Source organism: Streptomyces rubellus (assembly GCF_036323805.1).
Lineage (GTDB): Bacteria > Actinomycetota > Actinomycetes > Streptomycetales > Streptomycetaceae > Streptomyces.
In genome coordinates this window covers 47,292-63,463 of the sequence record NZ_JAZDCX010000014.1, presented here as the reverse complement: position 1 = coordinate 63,463, position 16,172 = coordinate 47,292, and the positions used below count along the sequence as shown (strand labels likewise).

Annotated in this window: 14 protein-coding genes; 2 read left to right on the top strand and 12 right to left on the bottom strand. The window is 76.7% G+C overall.

The window, feature by feature from the left end:
* Positions 1–32: 32 nt before the first annotated feature.
* From V1L54_RS17730 to V1L54_RS17680, 11 genes are all read right to left on the bottom strand, one after another.
* Positions 33–1,310: a glycosyltransferase family 4 protein gene (locus V1L54_RS17730; RefSeq protein ID WP_330119008.1), complete on the bottom strand. Its 1,278-nt coding sequence runs from the start codon at positions 1,308–1,310 to the stop codon at positions 33–35.
* Positions 1,307–2,227, bottom strand: coding sequence for a sugar phosphate isomerase/epimerase family protein (locus V1L54_RS17725; RefSeq protein WP_330119007.1), 921 nt, complete (start codon positions 2,225–2,227; stop codon positions 1,307–1,309). Before V1L54_RS17725 ends, V1L54_RS17730 begins: the two co-directional genes overlap by 4 nt.
* The gene (locus tag V1L54_RS17720; RefSeq protein ID WP_330119006.1) at positions 2,224–3,744 is read right to left on the bottom strand and encodes a YcaO-like family protein; all 1,521 of its coding nucleotides are present in this window, start codon (positions 3,742–3,744) and stop codon (positions 2,224–2,226) included. The genes V1L54_RS17725 and V1L54_RS17720 overlap by 4 nt, the downstream gene beginning before the upstream one ends.
* Positions 3,741–4,571, bottom strand: coding sequence for an MBL fold metallo-hydrolase (locus V1L54_RS17715; protein ID WP_330119005.1), 831 nt, complete (start codon positions 4,569–4,571; stop codon positions 3,741–3,743). Before V1L54_RS17715 ends, V1L54_RS17720 begins: the two co-directional genes overlap by 4 nt.
* A complete protein-coding gene (locus tag V1L54_RS17710) occupies positions 4,568–5,800 on the bottom strand; it encodes a Gfo/Idh/MocA family protein (RefSeq protein ID WP_330119004.1) in 1,233 nt (410 codons plus the stop codon). Before V1L54_RS17710 ends, V1L54_RS17715 begins: the two co-directional genes overlap by 4 nt.
* Entirely contained in the window at positions 5,797–7,044 is a 1,248-nt protein-coding gene (locus V1L54_RS17705; RefSeq protein WP_330119003.1) for a class I SAM-dependent methyltransferase, read from the bottom strand. The genes V1L54_RS17710 and V1L54_RS17705 overlap by 4 nt, the downstream gene beginning before the upstream one ends.
* A complete protein-coding gene (locus V1L54_RS17700) occupies positions 7,041–8,054 on the bottom strand; it encodes an HD domain-containing protein (protein WP_330119002.1) in 1,014 nt (337 codons plus the stop codon). The genes V1L54_RS17705 and V1L54_RS17700 overlap by 4 nt, the downstream gene beginning before the upstream one ends.
* Positions 8,051–9,271, bottom strand: coding sequence for an inositol-3-phosphate synthase (locus V1L54_RS17695; protein WP_330119001.1), 1,221 nt, complete (start codon positions 9,269–9,271; stop codon positions 8,051–8,053). The genes V1L54_RS17700 and V1L54_RS17695 overlap by 4 nt, the downstream gene beginning before the upstream one ends.
* 80 nt (positions 9,272–9,351) lie before the next feature.
* The gene (locus V1L54_RS17690; protein WP_330119000.1) at positions 9,352–9,909 is read right to left on the bottom strand and encodes a hypothetical protein; all 558 of its coding nucleotides are present in this window, start codon (positions 9,907–9,909) and stop codon (positions 9,352–9,354) included.
* Between the two features lie 212 nt (positions 9,910–10,121).
* Entirely contained in the window at positions 10,122–11,987 is a 1,866-nt protein-coding gene (locus V1L54_RS17685) for a SpoIIE family protein phosphatase (RefSeq protein WP_330118999.1), read from the bottom strand.
* Between the two features lie 199 nt (positions 11,988–12,186).
* A complete protein-coding gene (locus V1L54_RS17680; protein ID WP_330118998.1) occupies positions 12,187–13,002 on the bottom strand; it encodes an SAM-dependent methyltransferase in 816 nt (271 codons plus the stop codon).
* 200 nt (positions 13,003–13,202) lie between these two features.
* On the opposite strand from V1L54_RS17680, the gene V1L54_RS17675 reads away from it, so the two are divergent.
* Together V1L54_RS17675 and V1L54_RS17670 are read left to right on the top strand one after the other, a co-directional pair.
* Complete coding sequence (locus V1L54_RS17675; RefSeq protein WP_330118997.1) at positions 13,203–14,447, top strand: FUSC family protein; 1,245 nt, start codon at positions 13,203–13,205, stop codon at positions 14,445–14,447.
* Positions 14,448–14,601: 154 nt separating this feature from the next.
* Entirely contained in the window at positions 14,602–15,609 is a 1,008-nt protein-coding gene (locus tag V1L54_RS17670) for a sigma-70 family RNA polymerase sigma factor (RefSeq protein WP_330118996.1), read from the top strand.
* Here V1L54_RS17670 and V1L54_RS17665 read toward each other — a convergent pair.
* The gene (locus V1L54_RS17665; RefSeq protein ID WP_330118995.1) at positions 15,517–16,029 is read right to left on the bottom strand and encodes an STAS domain-containing protein; all 513 of its coding nucleotides are present in this window, start codon (positions 16,027–16,029) and stop codon (positions 15,517–15,519) included. The genes V1L54_RS17670 and V1L54_RS17665 overlap by 93 nt on opposite strands.
* Positions 16,030–16,172: the final 143 nt, after the last annotated feature.

Sequence of the window (16,172 nt, the reverse complement as noted above, 5' to 3'; positions counted from 1 at the left end):
GGCGGGTGGGGACGCGGGGGGCACGGGAGCACTCACAGCAGGTGCGGGGCCCGGCGGAACCGGCAGGCCGGGTCGGCGCTCCCCGCCGTCCGGAGGGGGACGCCGGCGCCGGGGGGCCGGTGCGGTGTCCAGTCGCCGAGGACCCGCTCGTAGACCGCGCCGATGCGCGCCGCGGCCACCGGCCAGGACCAGTGCCGCCGCACCTGGTCCAGCGCGGTGCGGGCCAGGGCGCCCCGCAGCCGCGGATCGTCGAGCAGCCGGCCGACGGCGTCCGCCAGCGCGGCCGGGTCGCGGGGCGGGACCAGCAGCCCGTTCACACCGTCCCGTACGCAGTCCACCACCCCGACCGCCCGGGTGGAGACCACCGGCAGGCCCGTGGCCATGGCCTCCAGAATGGTGTTGGAGAAGCCCTCCGCCCAGGTGGGGCTCACGAACACGTCTCCCCGGTGGTACACGGCCGGGGCCTCGTGGTAGCCCGCCGGGCCCAGCACCTCCACGGCTGCGGCCAGCTCCGGCTCCCGCGCCCGGCGGGCCACGGCGTCCGCGTCCGGGCCGGTGCCCGAGACCAGCAGCCGCAGCCGCCTGCCCCGGGCGAGCAGCAGTCGTACCGCCTCCAGCAGCTCGAAGACGCCTTTGCGGGCGTCGATCCGGCCGTGGTACAGCAGCACCGGCGGATCGCCCGCCGCGCCCGGCTCCCGGCCGGGCCGGGGCCGGAAGAGGTCGGTGTCGGTGGCACCGGGCACCACGGTGAAGCGCCCGGCCGGGATCCGGTGGCGCTCGGCGACCTCGGCCGCGAAGGACCGGGAGCCGATCAGCAGGGCCGGGACCTCGCGCAGGACCCGCCGGATGGCCTCGCGATGAGTGCCGCAGCAGGTGCCGACCCAGTGCCCGTCGCCGCCCTGGACGGAGACCACGGCCGGGACGCCCAGCAGGTAGGAGGCCTCCAGCGCGGCCAGTCCCGGCGGATAGCCGTACTGGGCGTGCACCACGTCCAGCGGGGCCCGCTCGTGCAGGGCGGCCACCGCCTCGCGCAGGGCCGCCACATCGGCCTCGAAGTCGGCCGGCCGGCCGTGGTTGACGGCCTGCTCGCCCAGGGACTCCAGCGCCACCAGGCGCACCCCTTCGGGTACCCGCCCGGGCGGCGGCGGGCCGCCGCCGTAGACGGCCCGGCCCGCCCGGTCGCCGCGGTACTGGGCCACCAGGGTGACCTCGTGCCCGGCGGCGGTCAGGGCGCGCAGCAGGTTCTCCGCGTAGGCGCTCATCCCCGACACGGCGGGCCAGTAGCGCCGCGAGACGAAGCAGATCCTCATCGGGCCCCTTCCGGAGCGGCGGCCGGGGCGGCGCCCGCGGAGGTGTCCACGGTCTCCGCGGGGGCGCGGGCCTCGGCGCGGCGCAGGGCCGCCAGCGCGGCGGGCACCAGGGTGTCGGCGCGGTGGGCGTCGCGGGACAGTTCCAGGGAGACCAGCCCGGTGTACCCCACGGCGCGCAGCGCCCCGAGCACGGCGGGCAGGTCCATGTCCCCCTCGCCCGGGGCACGGTGCTCGTGGCGGCCGCGCGGCATGTCCTCCACGGCGACCGCGCCCAGGTCGCGGGCGCGGGCCCGGACCGCGTCCGGCGGTGACAGGGCCCCGGTCACCAGGCAGTGGCCGGTGTCCAGGGCCAGCCGCAGCCCGGGCACCTCGGCGGCCAGCCGGCGCCAGTCCGCGCAGTCCTGCACCAGCATGCCCGGCTCGGGTTCGAAGGCCGCCGTCACCCCGCGCCCGGCCGCGTACTCGACGACGGCGCGCGTCCCTTCCACCAGGTGCCGCCAGGCCACCCCGCCCGGGGAGGCGTCCGTGCCGGGGGCCGGCACCCCCGCCCAGAACGACACCGCCTCGCCGCCGAGGTCCGCGGCGATGTCCGCGCACAGCCGCAGGAACGCCAGCCGGCGGGCCCGGCCCGCGGGGTCGGCGGTGACCAGAGTCGGCTCGTGCTTGCGCCGGGGATCGAGCAGGAAGCGGGCGCCGGTCTCCACGGTGACGGCCAGGCCCAGCCGGTCCAGACGGCGGGCCAGTGCGGCGGTACGGGCGGCCAGGCCGGGGGCGAAGGGATCGTGGTGTGCCACGTCCACGGTGAGCGCGACCCCGTCGTAGCCGCTGTCCGCCAGCAGCGCCAGGGCGTCCGTCAGCCGGTGGGAGGTCATCCCGTTGGTGTTGTAGGCGTAGCGCAGGCCGCCCGCCGCGCTCATCGCGCGCCTCCGGCCGCCAGCCGGGCCACCGCGTGCCGGGCGGGCTCGCGGTAGAGCGGGTACAGCGGCCCCACCACCCGCCGTGCGGCCGCCGCGTCGAACCAGGCAGGCCCGCCCAGCCGCTCGCGCGCCTCCGGCCGCAGGTGCACCGGCCGCGCCCCGGGACCGGGCGGCGGGCCCACCCCGGCCAGGTCCGACCCGCGCTCCAGCAGCCGCCGCACACCGCGTTCGCCGACACGTCCGTACGACATGGTCTCCACCTCCGTACCGGGCACCAGGACCTTGACCGCCCACGCCGCCGGCCCACCCGCCTCGAACACCAGCACGTCGAAGTCCGCGAGCCGCTCCAGCAGGTCCGCCAGGAGCGCGGCGGGGTCCGCCAGGGCGCCCGCCGCCACGGTGGGCAGCGCGGAGAAGGGCACGGTGGAGCGCCGTGCCAGCACGACCGGCTCCAGCAGGGCCCGCAGCCGCGGGGCGTCCAGAGCCGCCCAGGCGGCCATCGCCGCCAGGGCCCGCGGTTCCTGGGCGGGGACGGGCGCGGACAGCTCGCGCTCCAGGTAGCCGGGCGGGGCGACCCGGGCGGCCGTCTCCAGCGGACCGTGGAAGAAGATCTTGCGGACCCGGGAGGAGGCGTACTCCAGCACCGCCTTGCGCAGCGCCGTCTCCCGGTCCGGGTGGGCGGCCTCACCGCAGGCGGTGAGCGCCAGCGGCGGCGCCGCGGGGTCGGCGTCGGTGCCGACCACATGGACGTCGGCCATGCCGAAGGCGGTGGAGGCCAGCTTGGGCAGGACCGACACGCCCGCCGACCACAGCCGGTCGAGCACCCGCCGGGTGACGGGGTCGGCCACCTCGTCCGGTTCGATCACCACGCCCCGGTCCATCGCCCGGTGGGCGGTGGCGTTCCCGTCGCGCTGGAGGATCTCCAGCAGGGCGTGGGACAGGGCGCGCTCGCGCGTGTCGCCGGCGCCCAGCCCGTTGGTGACCGGGGTGGTCAGCCAGCCGCCCGGCGGGGGGCCGCCGGGCAGGTCGCCGGGGTCGCAGGCGGCGAACTCGGCGGGTACCAGCACCTCCTCGCCGGTGCGCAGCCGCCGGGCGGGGACCCACTCCAGGGGGCGGTCGTCGGTGTAGTCGGCGCCGGCGGGCAGGATCAGGGAGACGGGGTCGGCGACCCGGTCGCGGCCGCGTTCGCGCACCAGTTCCGCGTAGGAGGCCCGGCGGCGCGGCAGGACGGCCAGCCTGCGGGCGGGCAGCACCTCCTCGGCGAGTTCGCCGTAGGCGCCGGTACGGGCCTGTTCCGGGGCGGCGCCGTAGCCGCAGGCCGCGTGGCGTCTCCCCGCCGGGTCGGTGTGGTCGGCCGAGACGACGGGGACGCCGGTGCGGTCCAGGGCGCCGATGTCGAAGTCGCCGCAGCGGCCGGGGCCCAGGGCCCGGCGGTAGGCGCGGACCGCGGCGTTCCTCTCGGTGCTTTCCCCGGTGCTCGTGCCGGTGCTCGCGTGGGTGTTCGCGTCGGTGCTCACCGCAGGTCCTCCAGCGGTACGGGCGCCGTGCCGGGCCGTCCGGACAGCTGCCGGTCGAACAGGCGCAGCACGTCCCCGGTGGTCACCGGGGCGGCGAACTCGAAGGGAGTGGCCACCGCGTGGAAGTCCAGCCGCCCGATCACCTCCCGGTAGACGCGCAGTTCGGCGTGGGAGAGCGGGATCCGGGCGTGGTAGGCCTTGTGGCAGGACAGGGCGCGCGGGGCGCCGCCGTCGTCCAGGTCGGCCTTGAGCGCGTCCCCGCAGAACAGGATCCCCCGCTCCGCGTCGTGGAGCACGCAGTGGCCGGGGAAGTGCCCGCCGGTGCGGTACACCGTCAGGCCCCGGGCCAGCTCCAGCTCCTCGTCCACGGGCCAGGTCACCCGGAAGGCCTTCGTCCACTCCAGGTCCGCCACCCCGACGGCGACGACGGGCGGCTCGAACCGCTCCTGGAGCTGCCACAGGGCCCCGTAGCCGTGCACATGGCTGGCGCCCAGCCGGGCGATGCCGCCCAGCGCGCCGATCTCGGCCAGCGCCTCGGGCGGGTAGTACGGCGCGGCCTCCCAGGCGACGTTGCCCTCCGGCGTCCCGATCAGCCAGCCGGTGGACCCCAGGCCGAAGGGCGGGTCGGTGGTGAACCCGGTGACCCCCTCCGCCGGCCGGTGCCGGCGGGCGGTGAGCCGGCCGGCCACCGTCTTCTCCGTCAGCAGCTCCCAGCCGTCCTCGGGCAGGGCGTTGCGCACGTCGCGGCAGACGGGGCAGTCGGGCGGCGGGGCGAACCACCGCTGCCAGTGGCCGCAGCCGGCGCAGGCGTACGGGCGCAGGGTCATCGGACACCCTCCGGGGCGGCGTGCGGCGGTTCCGGTCCCGCGGGCACCGGCGGGGGCGCGGTGCCCGCCCGGTCCGTCGCCGTGAGCAGCAGGCGGTGCAGGGCCAGGTCCCGCTCCAGCGGCCACGGCCAGGCGGACCCCGGCGGGACGCCCGCCGCCACGGCCGCCACGGCCGCCGAGAACTCCTCGGTCTGGCGGGTGAAGGGCGACAGCGAGGTGTCGAAGCGGACCGGTGTCGGCGGGCCGCCGCGGGCGTCGGCCAGCTCCACCGTTCCGCCGGGGTCCTGCCCGAGGGTGTCGAGCGCGGTCAGTGTCCCGCGGGTGCCGGTGATCTCCAGTCTGCGGCGCGGCGGCGCCCCGGGCGTCCCGGGGGTCCCGGGGGTCCCGGGGGTCCCGGGGGTCTCGGGGGTTCCGGGGGTCTCGGGGACGTTGTAGGCGACGTGCGCGCCGAAGAGGACCCCGCCTCGGGTGCGGCCGGCCAGCACGGCCCCGTCGTCGACCGGGTAGGGATGCACCCGGTGCTGCGCCACGGCCGCCAGGTGCTCCACATCGTCCCCGCCGAGCAGCATTCCCGCCAGGTCCAGCCCGTGCGGGGCGAGATCGAGCAGCGCGCCGCCGCCGGCGCGCGCCGGGTCCGTGCGCCAGTTGTCGTACCGGCGGCCGTCCGGCGACCAGGCAGGCGGCAGCCAGCAGCAGTAGACGACCCGCAGCGCGGTGACCGTGCCCAGCTCCCCGGCGGCCACCAGGTCCGCCATGACCCGGTGGGCCGGATGGAAGCGCTGGTCGTAGGCGGTGCCCGCGAGCACTCCCGCCCGGCGGCAGGCCGCGACCAGCGCCTCGGCGTCGGCGAGGCCCGCCGCCAGCGGCTTCTCGCACAGCACCGGTGTCCCGGCAGCGGCGACCTCCTCGACGACCCGGCGGTGCGCGTGGTTGGGCACGGCGACGTACACCGCGTCCGGCCGGTGCCGGGCCAGCAGTTCCCCGGTGTCCGCGGCGGTGCTCGCGCCGGGCGCCCGCCGCGCCAGCCGGGCGGCGGCGGCCGGGTCCGGGTCGGCCGCCGCGACCAGCCGCGGGGGCGCGTCCGGATGTCCGCGGGCGGCCTGGAGCAGTCCGGGCAGGAAGTGGTCCCGGGCCACCCAGCCGCAGCCGACGATCCCCCAGGCGCAGCCGGCCCGGCCCTCCCGGCCCTCCCCCGGTGCCCGCCGTCCGGTGGGACGCACCGCGCTCACCACCGCTCCGGCAGGTCCAGCAGCACCCGGCGGCGGGCGTACTCCAGCACCTCGGGGGTGAGCCGGCCGGCCCGGGCGTCGGCGAGGACGTCCTCGGACAGCCGTACGCGCTCGGGCAGGTAGTCGGCGGCGCCGACCGGGGAGGACACGGCGTACTCGGCCCGCCAGCGCTCCCCCGGCCAGTGCCGCCGTCCGCCGCGGTAGAGGGGGTTGAGCCGCAGGGGCCGGCCCCCGACGGGCCGCAGGAACCTGCCGGGGCGGTGCACGGGCGGCGGGGCCGGGGCGTCCACCAGCGCCAGCGCCGCGCTGCCGGCCAGCTCCCGCTCGGACCGGGGTGCGGGCGCGGTCCCCTCCAGCGCCGCCCGGGTCAGTTCGGCGTCGTCGTAGCACAGGGCGTGCGGCAGCAGCGACCGCCAGCCGGCCGGGTCCAGCGGGAGTCCCGCGCCCTGGCCCGGGACCAGGGCGTTGTGGCAGTGCCCCAGGACGACGGCGCCGCCGCCGTCGCGGTCGGCGCGCAGGCAGGCGCGGTGGACGACCCGGTGCTTGTCCGGCAGGAAGTACAGCGCGTCGTGGCACGCCACGTACGCCGGGCCGCGCGGCAGGAGGGGCCAGGGCGCGGTGAGGTCCGCGCAGACCAGCCGGGCGGTGGGGGCGACGAAGCGCCGGGCCAGCCACAGCTTGGCGAAGACGACGTCGATCCCCGTCACCTCGCGGTGCCCGCGCAGCACCAGCTCGCGCAGCAGGTGGCCCGCTCCGCAGGCCGCCTCCAGCACCGGCAGCCCCCCGGGGGGATGGCGGTCCGTCAGGGCGAGGACGGCCAGCCAGGTCGGGTCGCTCCACCGGTGCAGGAAGTAGTCCCCCACCCGGCCCATGTCCAGCAGCCGGACCGCCTCGCGCAGGGTGGGCGCGGCCAGCGCGGCCCGCAGCCGCCCGGCGGGCGGCTGCGGGCGGTCCCACCAGTCGTCGGCGTCGGCGAGCAGCGCCACCGCGGCCCCGGTGACGTCACCGCGGGCGAGCGCGCCGGCCGCCCGCTCGCGCAGTTCCTCACGTCCGGCGCGCAGCCAGGGGACGCCCGCGACGACCGGCCAGCGCCGCTCCCCGTCGGACAGCAGGCCCGGGCCGCAGGGAACCAGCGGTGCCCCGTTGGCTGGGCTGACCAGGCCGGCCGTCTCCGGGGCTGTTTCCCCGGCTGTTTCCCGGACTCTTCTCCGGTCGGCCGGTCCGCCGCGCACCGTGTCGCTCATCGGGACTCCCGTCCGGGCCGCTCGGGCTCCCCCGGCTCCCCCGTTCCCGCCGCGGCCAGCACCGCGTGGTGGAAGTCCGCCACCGGGGAGTCGTGCACCAGGCGCATCTCCCCCAGTGCCTGCTCGGCGGTGAAGGCCGCGGCGCGCGCGTGATGGCGCACCTGCAGCACCCGGTCCAGGACGTCGGCGGCCTGGAAGGCGCGGGAGACCGGCCGCGCGGTCTCCTCGCGGGCGTCCAGCAGGCCGGTCAGCCGGGCCGCGAGGGGGGCGGGCAGCCCGGCCAGCGCGCGGTCGGTCAGCCGGGCGGTGATGCCGGGCAGGTGCTCGCCCAGCAGTTCCTCGCCGGCGAACCCGGCGTCGGGCAGGACGGCGTTGTGCAGGTGGTGGGCGAGACCGAGGAGGAAGACGTCCGCCGGATCGGCGCCGAACGCGTCCGCCAGCAGCGCCGCGCAGACCGCGGTGGCCCAGCAGTGGTCGCCGTGGCTCTCGGCCGGTTCGGCCATCAGCCGCGGTCGTCCCGGACGGGTGGCGCCGGCCCGGGGCTGGGCGCACAGGGCCCGCGCGAACCGCGGCGCCCCGTCGGCGCCGGACGGTCCGGGGGGCTCGGCCACCAGGCCGGGCAGCGCCTCCGCCAGCCGGGCCAGGGTCCGCGGCTCCAGCCGGGCACGGTGCGCCTCCACCGAGCGCCGCAGCACGTCGGCGGCCTCCCGCTCGCCGAGTCCGCAGCGCCGCAGCACCGGGCCGTCCACCCCGGCCAGGCGCGCGCCGGCCACGGCGGCGGCGCACTCGGCGGCGGCGACCTCGCCGGGGTCGGCGCCCCGGGCCAGCGCCGCCCAGGCCCGCAGGAAGGAGCGCTCGGCGGCCGAGCCCGCGCACCCGGCGGTGCGTACCCGCTTGAGGTCGCCGATCTCGCGGAACAGCGGTGCGGCGGCGCGCAGCGCCCGCCGCGGCAACGCCGCGGGAGGTTCCCCGGGCACGCCCCGCGCCGCCCGGGATGCGGTGTGCGTCACGGCCGTACGACCTCCGGCGCGCCGGTGCGGTCCAGCCACTCCAGCAGCCGGTGCTCCTGGCGGTGCAGGGCGTGCTCCGGCACGCGTCCGTCGCGGGTCGCCGGGGCCTTGAAGAAGAACCCGAACTGCTCCTGCGGCCCCCGCTCACCCCGGCGCCGCGCCTCCGCGAGCAGCCGGACCAGCTCCAGCACCAGCGGCGCGGCCAGGACGGAGTCCCGGCACAGGAAGTCGATCTTCAGCTGCATGCGGTGGCCGAGGAAGCCCACCAGATCGACGTTGTCCCACGCCTCCTTCCGGTCCCCGCGCGGCCGGTAGTACTCGATGCGGACCAGATGGTCCTCGACCGGGTAGCCCAGCAGGGCGTCCAGCGCCGCGCCCTTGGTGGCCGTCTTGCTGGCCAGCGAGTCCGGGTCCTCCAGCGCCCGGCCGTCCCGGTTGCCCAGCAGATTGGTGGAGTACCAGCCCTCCACCCGCAGCGCGCGGGACCGCAGCGCGGGGGCGAGCACGGTCTTGAGCAGGGTCTGCCCGGTCTTGCCGTCCTTGCCGGCGACCGGCACCCCCAGCCGCTCGGCCAGCTCGGCCAGGGCCGGCGCGTCGGCCCCGACGCTGGGGGTGAAGTTCACGTACGGCATGCCCTCCCGCAGGGCCGCGTAGGCGTACACCATGGCCGGGGTGACGGCCTCGTCCCCCCGGTCGAGCGCCTCCTCGAACGCCTCGGGGGAGGCGAGCGCCGGCGCGGCCGGGTCCGGCCGGCGCTCGGTCGAGGCCAGGTTGACCACGACCACCGTGTCCAGGCCCTGTTCGGCCCGGAAGCCCCGCAGGTCCGCCCGGATCCGTTCGGCCCGCTCGCGCGGGGTGCCGGCCGTCGCGACGTTCGCCCCGGTCACCCCGCGGCAGTACGCCGGGTCCGCGACGGCCGGCCAGGGGCGCAGCCGCTGCATCCGGGGGGCCACGGCCTCGATCTGGGCCGGGTCCAGGACACCGTGCAGATGGGCCGCCTTCGCCAGATCGTCGGCGGACACGTCCCAGCCGCCGAAGACCAGGGCGTCGTAGGGCACCAGGTCGCCGCGCGCCGCCAGGGGGAGGCCCTCCGGTCCGCAGCCGCCGAGCCTGAGCAGTTCGACACCGGCCACGGCCGTCGTGGCCACCGCGCCGCCCAGGCCCACGACGGCCGCTCCCAGCCGCCGTGCGGGTCCCTCACCGGCCGGCTCGTGCATGGTTCGCCTTCCTGCGGGTCGGCGTCCGGCGGTACCGCGCCGCGGCGGTACCGGCGCCGGACGTACGGGGCGGAAGCGGATCAGGGGACATCTCGCCCGGTGACCCGCTGCAGGACCCCTCGCCGCTGCTCCTCCGGGCGCTGCTGCTCGCCGTGGAGGGAGTTGAGCACCATCACGACACCGGTCAGCGCGGGGACCGCCCACTGGGCGATGTGCAGCTGACGCCGCGCGTCGTCGGCGGACATCAGGTCCTCGGTGCCCTCGCCGCCGCCGTCGGGCCCCGGCTCGGTGGCCCTCTCCAGGCGCTTGCCCAGGACCCGCGTGTAGGCGGTCGCGGCCATCGCCGCCCCGGTGGCGGCGAGTTTCGCCGCGGTGGAGACGTCGACGCCGCGCTGGTACTGCACCCGGCGGGCGTTGGCCGCCAGGATGACGGTGCCGCCGATCAGGTGGGCGGCGATCGCGGCGGCGTTGACCGGGGTCCATTTGGCCCAGCCGTTGGTGGAGACCCGGTCGCGGTCGGCGGTGTCCTCGTCGGCGGCGGCGCCGTTGAGGCCGATGACTCCCATCAGCGATCCGCCGAACCAGGCTCCCAGGCCGAGGTCGTGCAGGCTCCGGGCGAAGGTGTTGCGTTCTGACACGATGTTCCTCACGGGTCGTCGGTGGCGCCGTCCGGTTCACCGGCACGGACCGAGCCGGAGTCTCGGCAGCCATATCCGTCCAATATGAACGCATATGTACCGGCTCGCCTGCCAGCATCACCCACGTCCGGGGATCTCGCATCACCACGACCCGAATGCCGTACCGGCCGGGTGCCCGCCGCGCGGGCCACCCGGCCCGGCGGCCGGAGCGGTCAGGGCAGGGGTGGCCGGGCGGTGCCCCGGGGCGCGTCCGCGAACACCTCGTCGGCGCCCAGCGCCTCGGCCCCGGGGGCCGACCTGGAGGCGTCGGCCGGACTGTGCGCGCGCCGCTCCCGCGCCGGCTGCGGAGTGTCGTCACCCGGGGCGCCGGCCCCGTACGGCGGCAGCCGCAGTGCGAGCAGGGCCACGTCGTCGCCGCGGGGGTCCATGCGCTCCAGCAGTTCGTCGCAGAGGTCCTCCACGTCGCTGCGGGCCAGGGCCGCGGCATGGCGGCACAGCAGGGCCATACCGGTGTCGACCGGCCGGGCGCGGCTCTCCACCAGACCGTCGGTGTAGAACAGCACCGTCGACTCCGGGGGCAGGTTCTCGCGGGCGTCGGGCCAGGACAGCCCCAGCCGCAGGGTCGCGCTCATGCCCAGCAGCGGGCCGTGGCCGCCCTCCAGCCAGCGGGTCCGGCCGTCGGCGGCGACCAGCAGCGGCGGAGGGTGCCCGGCGTTGACCCAGTGCAGCTGCCAGGGACCCCCTTCGTCACCCTCCACCCGGGCGAGGACGACGGTGGCCATGGGGGCGTCGCTGGTGTTGGTCATGGCCTCGTCCAGCCGGCGCATGACCAGGCTGGGGGGTTCCTGCCGGTCCCAGGCCAGGGCACGCAGCATGTTGCGCACCTCGGCCATGTGGGCGGCCGCCTGCAGGTCGTGCCCCACCACGTCCCCGATGACCATGGTGACGGCCCCGTCGGCCAGCAGGAAGGCGTCGTACCAGTCCCCGCCGATCTCGGCGGCCACCTCGGCGGGCCGGTAGCGGGCCGCCATCCGCAGGTGGTCGACCTGCGGCAGCGGGGTCAGGAGCTGGCGCTGCATGGCCTCGGCGACATGGCGCTGCTGGTCGAAGAGGCGGGCGTTGTCCATCGCCAGTCCGGCCCGGCGGCCGATGTCGGCGAGGACCATCGTCTCGTCCTCGCTGTAGAGCGGGGAGTCCCCGGTACGGGCCGCCGTCAGGGCCCCGTAGACCTGCCTGCGGCTGTGCAGCGGCACCACGACCGCGCTGTGCCCGCCGAGCCGTTCGAAGAGCTGCCGGTGGGCGGCCGTGAACGGGGTGTCGGGCTCCCGTGCGGACCCGCGGGTGTCCGCGGCGCTCACCGGGACCGGACGGTTGCCGCGCAGCGCGCGGGCCAGGGGCGCGCCGGACGTCTCGGGCAGGGGCGGCAGCGAGCCCTCCAGTTCCCCGGCGGACACCGGGTCGGTGCCGCTGTGGACGGCGATCCGCCGCACCTCGCCCGGCTGGCCGGTGTGGACGTCCACCGCCGTCCAGTCGGCGAGTTCCGGCACCAGCAGCCGTCCCACCCGCCGCAGCACCGAGGGGACGTCCAGGCTGGAGATGAGGACGCTGGAGACCTCGGCCACCAGCGTCAGCCGCGCGGTCAGGGTCTCCAGCGCCGCCAGATGGGCCGCCGTCTGCTCCTCCGCGGCCCGGCGGACGCTGAAGTCGTGGAAGACGAGCACCAGCCCGTCCGGCTCCCCGGCCAGCCGAAGCCGGGAGGCGGACCAGATGATCGGCACGGTGACGCCGTCGCCCCGCAGCAGGTACTCGTCGCTGCCCTCGGCCGGTCTGCCGTCGGCGAGCACCCGCAGCATCCGGCACCGCTCACGGGGGATCCCGCTGCCGTCCGCGTTGCGGTGCAGCAGGTCGTGCAGGTTGCGGCCGAGCATCTCCGGCGCCGGACGGGCCGCGAGCTGCTCCGCGCGGGGATTGGCGGCGATCACCCTTCCGGTGGCGTCCGCGGCGAACACCCCGGCGCCCAGATCCTCGAAGATCGCCCGCAGGACACCGGGCTCCTGTGCCCGGCCGGTCGCGTTCATCGCCTCGCTGCCCTCTCACCGCCTGGGCCGGTCTCCGGCGGTCCCGGCACCTCCGGCCGACCGCCGTCCGGCACCGCCGGGTACCCCTTTCCCCGCCTCCCAGACATCCGGCGCGGGCCGTACGGGCGGCCGGCGGACCCCGCCGGCCCGGGAGGAGGCCGGGGGGCCGCGGCTCCGGCCCCCCGGCGGCGGGCGTCCGCTACGGCTTGCGGCCCACCCCGCTGTAGGCGTGCGCCTCGGTCAGGACTCCCGTGGTGCTGGTCTCCGGACGCCACCGCGAGCACGGCACCACACCGGGCTCCAGCAGTTCCAGACCGTCGAAGTAACCGGCGATCTGCTCGGGACTGCGCAGGTGGTACTGGGACGCGCCGCCCTCGTTGTGCTGCTCCTGCGCCTCGTTGAGCACCTCGTGGGTGTTCGTGCCGTCGCAGACCACCAGATGGCTGCCCGGCGGCAGGGCGTCCAGCAGCCGCCGCACGACCGACCGCGCCTCCTCGTGGTCGGCGAGGTGGCCGAGGATGCCGCTGAGGATCAGGGCGACGGGCTTGTCGAGGTCCAGGGTGCGGGCGGCCTCGGCCAGGATGCGGTCGGTGTCGTGCAGGTCGGCGTGGACGTAGTCGGTGGCGCCCTCGGGGGTGGAGGTGAGCAGGGCGCGGGCGTGGGCCAGGACGAGGGGGTCGTTGTCGACGTAGACGATCCGGGCGTCGGGCGCGGCGCGCTGGGCGACCTCGTGGGTGTTGTCGGCGGTCGGCAGTCCGGTGCCGACGTCCAGGAACTGCCGGACGCCCACCTCGCCGGCCAGGTGGTGGATGGCACGGCCCAGGAACTCCCGGAACGCCCGGGCGGTGTCGGCGATGGCGGGGAAGTTGGCGGCGAACTGGTCGCCCGCCCGCCGGTCGACCTCGTAGTAGTCCTTGCCGCCCAGCCAGTAGTTCCAGATCCGGGCCGAGTGCGGCACGGTGGTGTCGATCTGCGGCGGCACCCGCCTGTCGGAGGCGGGCGAGACGTCTGCCATGTGAGGTTGCTCCTGCCGTGCGTCGTGTCCTGCTGCGGGCACTTGTCGTGCGGATACGGGTACCAGGGGCCAACCTAGAACGGTGCGGCGCGGGTGACCAGCGTCTTCGCCGTCGCACACGCCGACCGGCCGGCGGACGGGGCCGGTACGGCGGGAAAACGACCCGTGTCGATCTTCTCCGGACGGGAAAGGCCGTAATTGTGCCCGATGTTCCCGGACCCGTGATCGAACTGGTCAGGCGGCGCAGAGAACCCGTGGTGGTGCAGACCCTGCGCTCCACCGCCGCCGCCACCATCGCCTACGCGGCCGCGCTGTGGCTGACCGACGCCCGTGCCCCGCTGCTGGCCCCGCTGACCGCGCTGCTGGTGGTCCAGGTCACCCTGTACGCCACGATCACCAGCGGCATCACCCGCGTCAACGCCGTGGTCGCGGGCGTCACGGTCGCCGTCGGCTTCAGCGCCCTGGTGGGGCTGAGCTGGTGGAGTCTGGGCCTGCTCATCCTCACCGCCCTGGTCGTCGGCCATCTGGTGCGGGCGGGCGACTTCATCAACGAGGTGGCGATCAGCGCCATGCTGGTGCTGGGGGTGACCCGGGCCACGGACCTGGCCCTGAACCGGGTGCTGGAGACCCTGATCGGCGCCGCGGTCGGCCTGCTGTTCAACCTGCTGTTCGTGCCCCCGGTGTGGGTGCAGCCCGCAGAGGAGGCGCTGCAGGACCTCGCCGGGCGGGTGCGCGGGCTGCTGCTGCGCATGCGCGAGCCGCTGGGCTCCCCGGTCCCGGTGCACCGCGCCGCCGCCCGGCTCCACGAGGCGCGCCGGCTGGACAACGACATCACCCGGGTCGACGAGGCGCTCGTACAGGCCGAGGAGAGCCTGCGGCTCAATCCCCGGGTGAAGGAGGGGCTGCTGTCCCGGGTCGTGCTGCGGACCGGTCTGGACACCCTGGAGATCTGCACCGCCGTCACGAGGGCGATGTCGCGGACCCTGACCGACCTGGCCGCACACCGCAGGGACGAACCGCTGTTCCCGCCCGACGTCGCGGCGGCGACCGAGGAGTTGTTCGACCATCTGGCCGACGCCGTGCACAACTTCGCCGTCCTGGTCACCAGCCCGCTCAGCAGCAGCTCCGAGAAGGCGGAGAACCGGCTGGCCGAGGCGATGGAGGCGGGCCGCGCCAGCCGGGAGAAGGTCGCGCACCTGCTGCTCGCCCGCACCCAGGAGCACCCGCGCCAGTGGCATCTGCAGGGCGCGCTGCTGGCCGAGGCCGACCGGCTGCTCGACGAGCTGGACGTGGAGAAGCGCTCGACACGCCTGGCGGAGGAGCTCGACCGCTACACCCGGGAGGAGCGGGACCGGCATCCGGTGCTGTACGAGCTCAAGCGCCGTCTCCGGGTGCCCCGCCGCCGCCGTCGGCGGCGCTCCACGACCGCACGTGCGGAGGTCTGACCGGCCGGAACGCCGCCCCGGAGGCGACTGTCAGTGGCCGGTGGTTTGCTGGGCAGTGTCGGCCGCCACGGCGGCCGGCGGGTCCGGAGAAGGTGTGCCGCCCGTGCCGTCACCGATTCGGCCGGGCACGTTCCAGGGTCGACAGGGGGCCTCCATGAGTCACGTCGCGACGACACAGGGCGCCGGGCGCGCGGCGACGCGCGAGTCCGCGGCGGAGCGGCTGGAGCCGTACCGGCGGGAGCTGACCGGCTACTGCTACCGGATGCTGGGCTCGGCCTTCGAGTCGGAGGACGCCGTGCAGGAGACGATGGTGCGGGCCTGGCGGGCCCTGGACCGCTTCGAGGGACGCTCCTCGCTGCGGTCCTGGCTGTACCGCATCGCCACCAACGTCTGCCTGGACATGCTCGGCAGCGGCCAGCGGCGCGCCCGGCCCATGGATCTGTCGTCCCCCGGAAGCGCGGAGCTGCCGCCCGGCCCGGCACTGCCGGAGGCCACCTGGATCGAGCCGATGCCCGACGGCCGGATCCTGCCGGGGACGGGCGACCCGGCCGAGACGGCGGTGGCACGGGAGTCGGTGCGGCTGGCGCTCGTCGCCGCGCTGCAGCACCTGGCGCCCCGGCAGCGGGCGGTGCTGATCCTGCGGGAGGTGCTGAGCTGGAGGGCGAACGAGGTCGCCGAGCTGCTGGACACCACGGTCGCGTCGGTCAACAGCGCGCTCCAGCGGGCGCGGGCGACGCTCGCCGCGTGCGACATCACCCCCACCGGCGGGGCGGAGGCCATGGACGAGGAGCGGCGCGCCCTGCTGGCCCGCTACGTCCGTGCCTTCGAGGAGTACGACCTCGACGCGCTCACCGCGGTGCTGCACGACGACGCGACACTGTCCATGCCCCCCTACGAGCTGTGGCTGCGCGGCCATGCCGACATACGGGCGTGGCTGGTCGGGCACGGCGCGGGCTGCCGCGGGTCACGGCTGGTCCCGGTCGCGGCGAACGGCTGCCAGGGGTTCGGGCAGTACCGGCCCGCCCCGGACGGCGGTTTCACCCCCTGGGCGCTCCAGGTGATCGAGGTGTCAGAGGGGCGGATCACCGCGCTCAACTCGTTCCTGGACACCGCCAGGCTGTTCCCGCTGTTCGGCCTGCCGCCGCGGCTCGGTCCCCGCTGAGCCGTCCGGCCCCGGCCACTCGTCCGGAGCCCTGTCCGGGGCCTCTTCCGGGGGGCCGGACAACTGCCCGTCCAGGCCCGTCCAGGCCAGGAGGGACCACAGCGCGCGGTCGGCGCGGGCCAGCCGGAGGCCGCGTCCGAACCGGCGGGCGGTGAGCCGCAGCCGGGCCAGGGCCTCGACCGTGACCAGGTCCGCGGCACAGTGCTCGCCCGCCTCGACGGTGACGGGGTCGGCGCGGGTGCCCTCCAGCAGCCGGTGCAGCCGCTCGCACAGCCGGGGGATGTCGGCACGGGTGACGGGCCGGTCGGCCGCGAGCACGAGGACGGCCGGCTCCGGCCCGGCGCGTCCTGCCCGGCGCCCGCGCCACCCGGTCCGCGGTCCGGTCCACGGTCCGGTCCGCTGTTCGTCATGCCCCGCCAAGGCCCGCCTCCTGTCATAGGGGGTTCCACCGGGGCAGACCGGCCGGGCGGGAGAAAGTCATCGTCCCCCGCCCGCGGCCGAGCGGCCGCCCGGCCCGGTATCCGTGGTGAGGGCGGTGCCACGCGGCGGATCCTCCCGGCCCT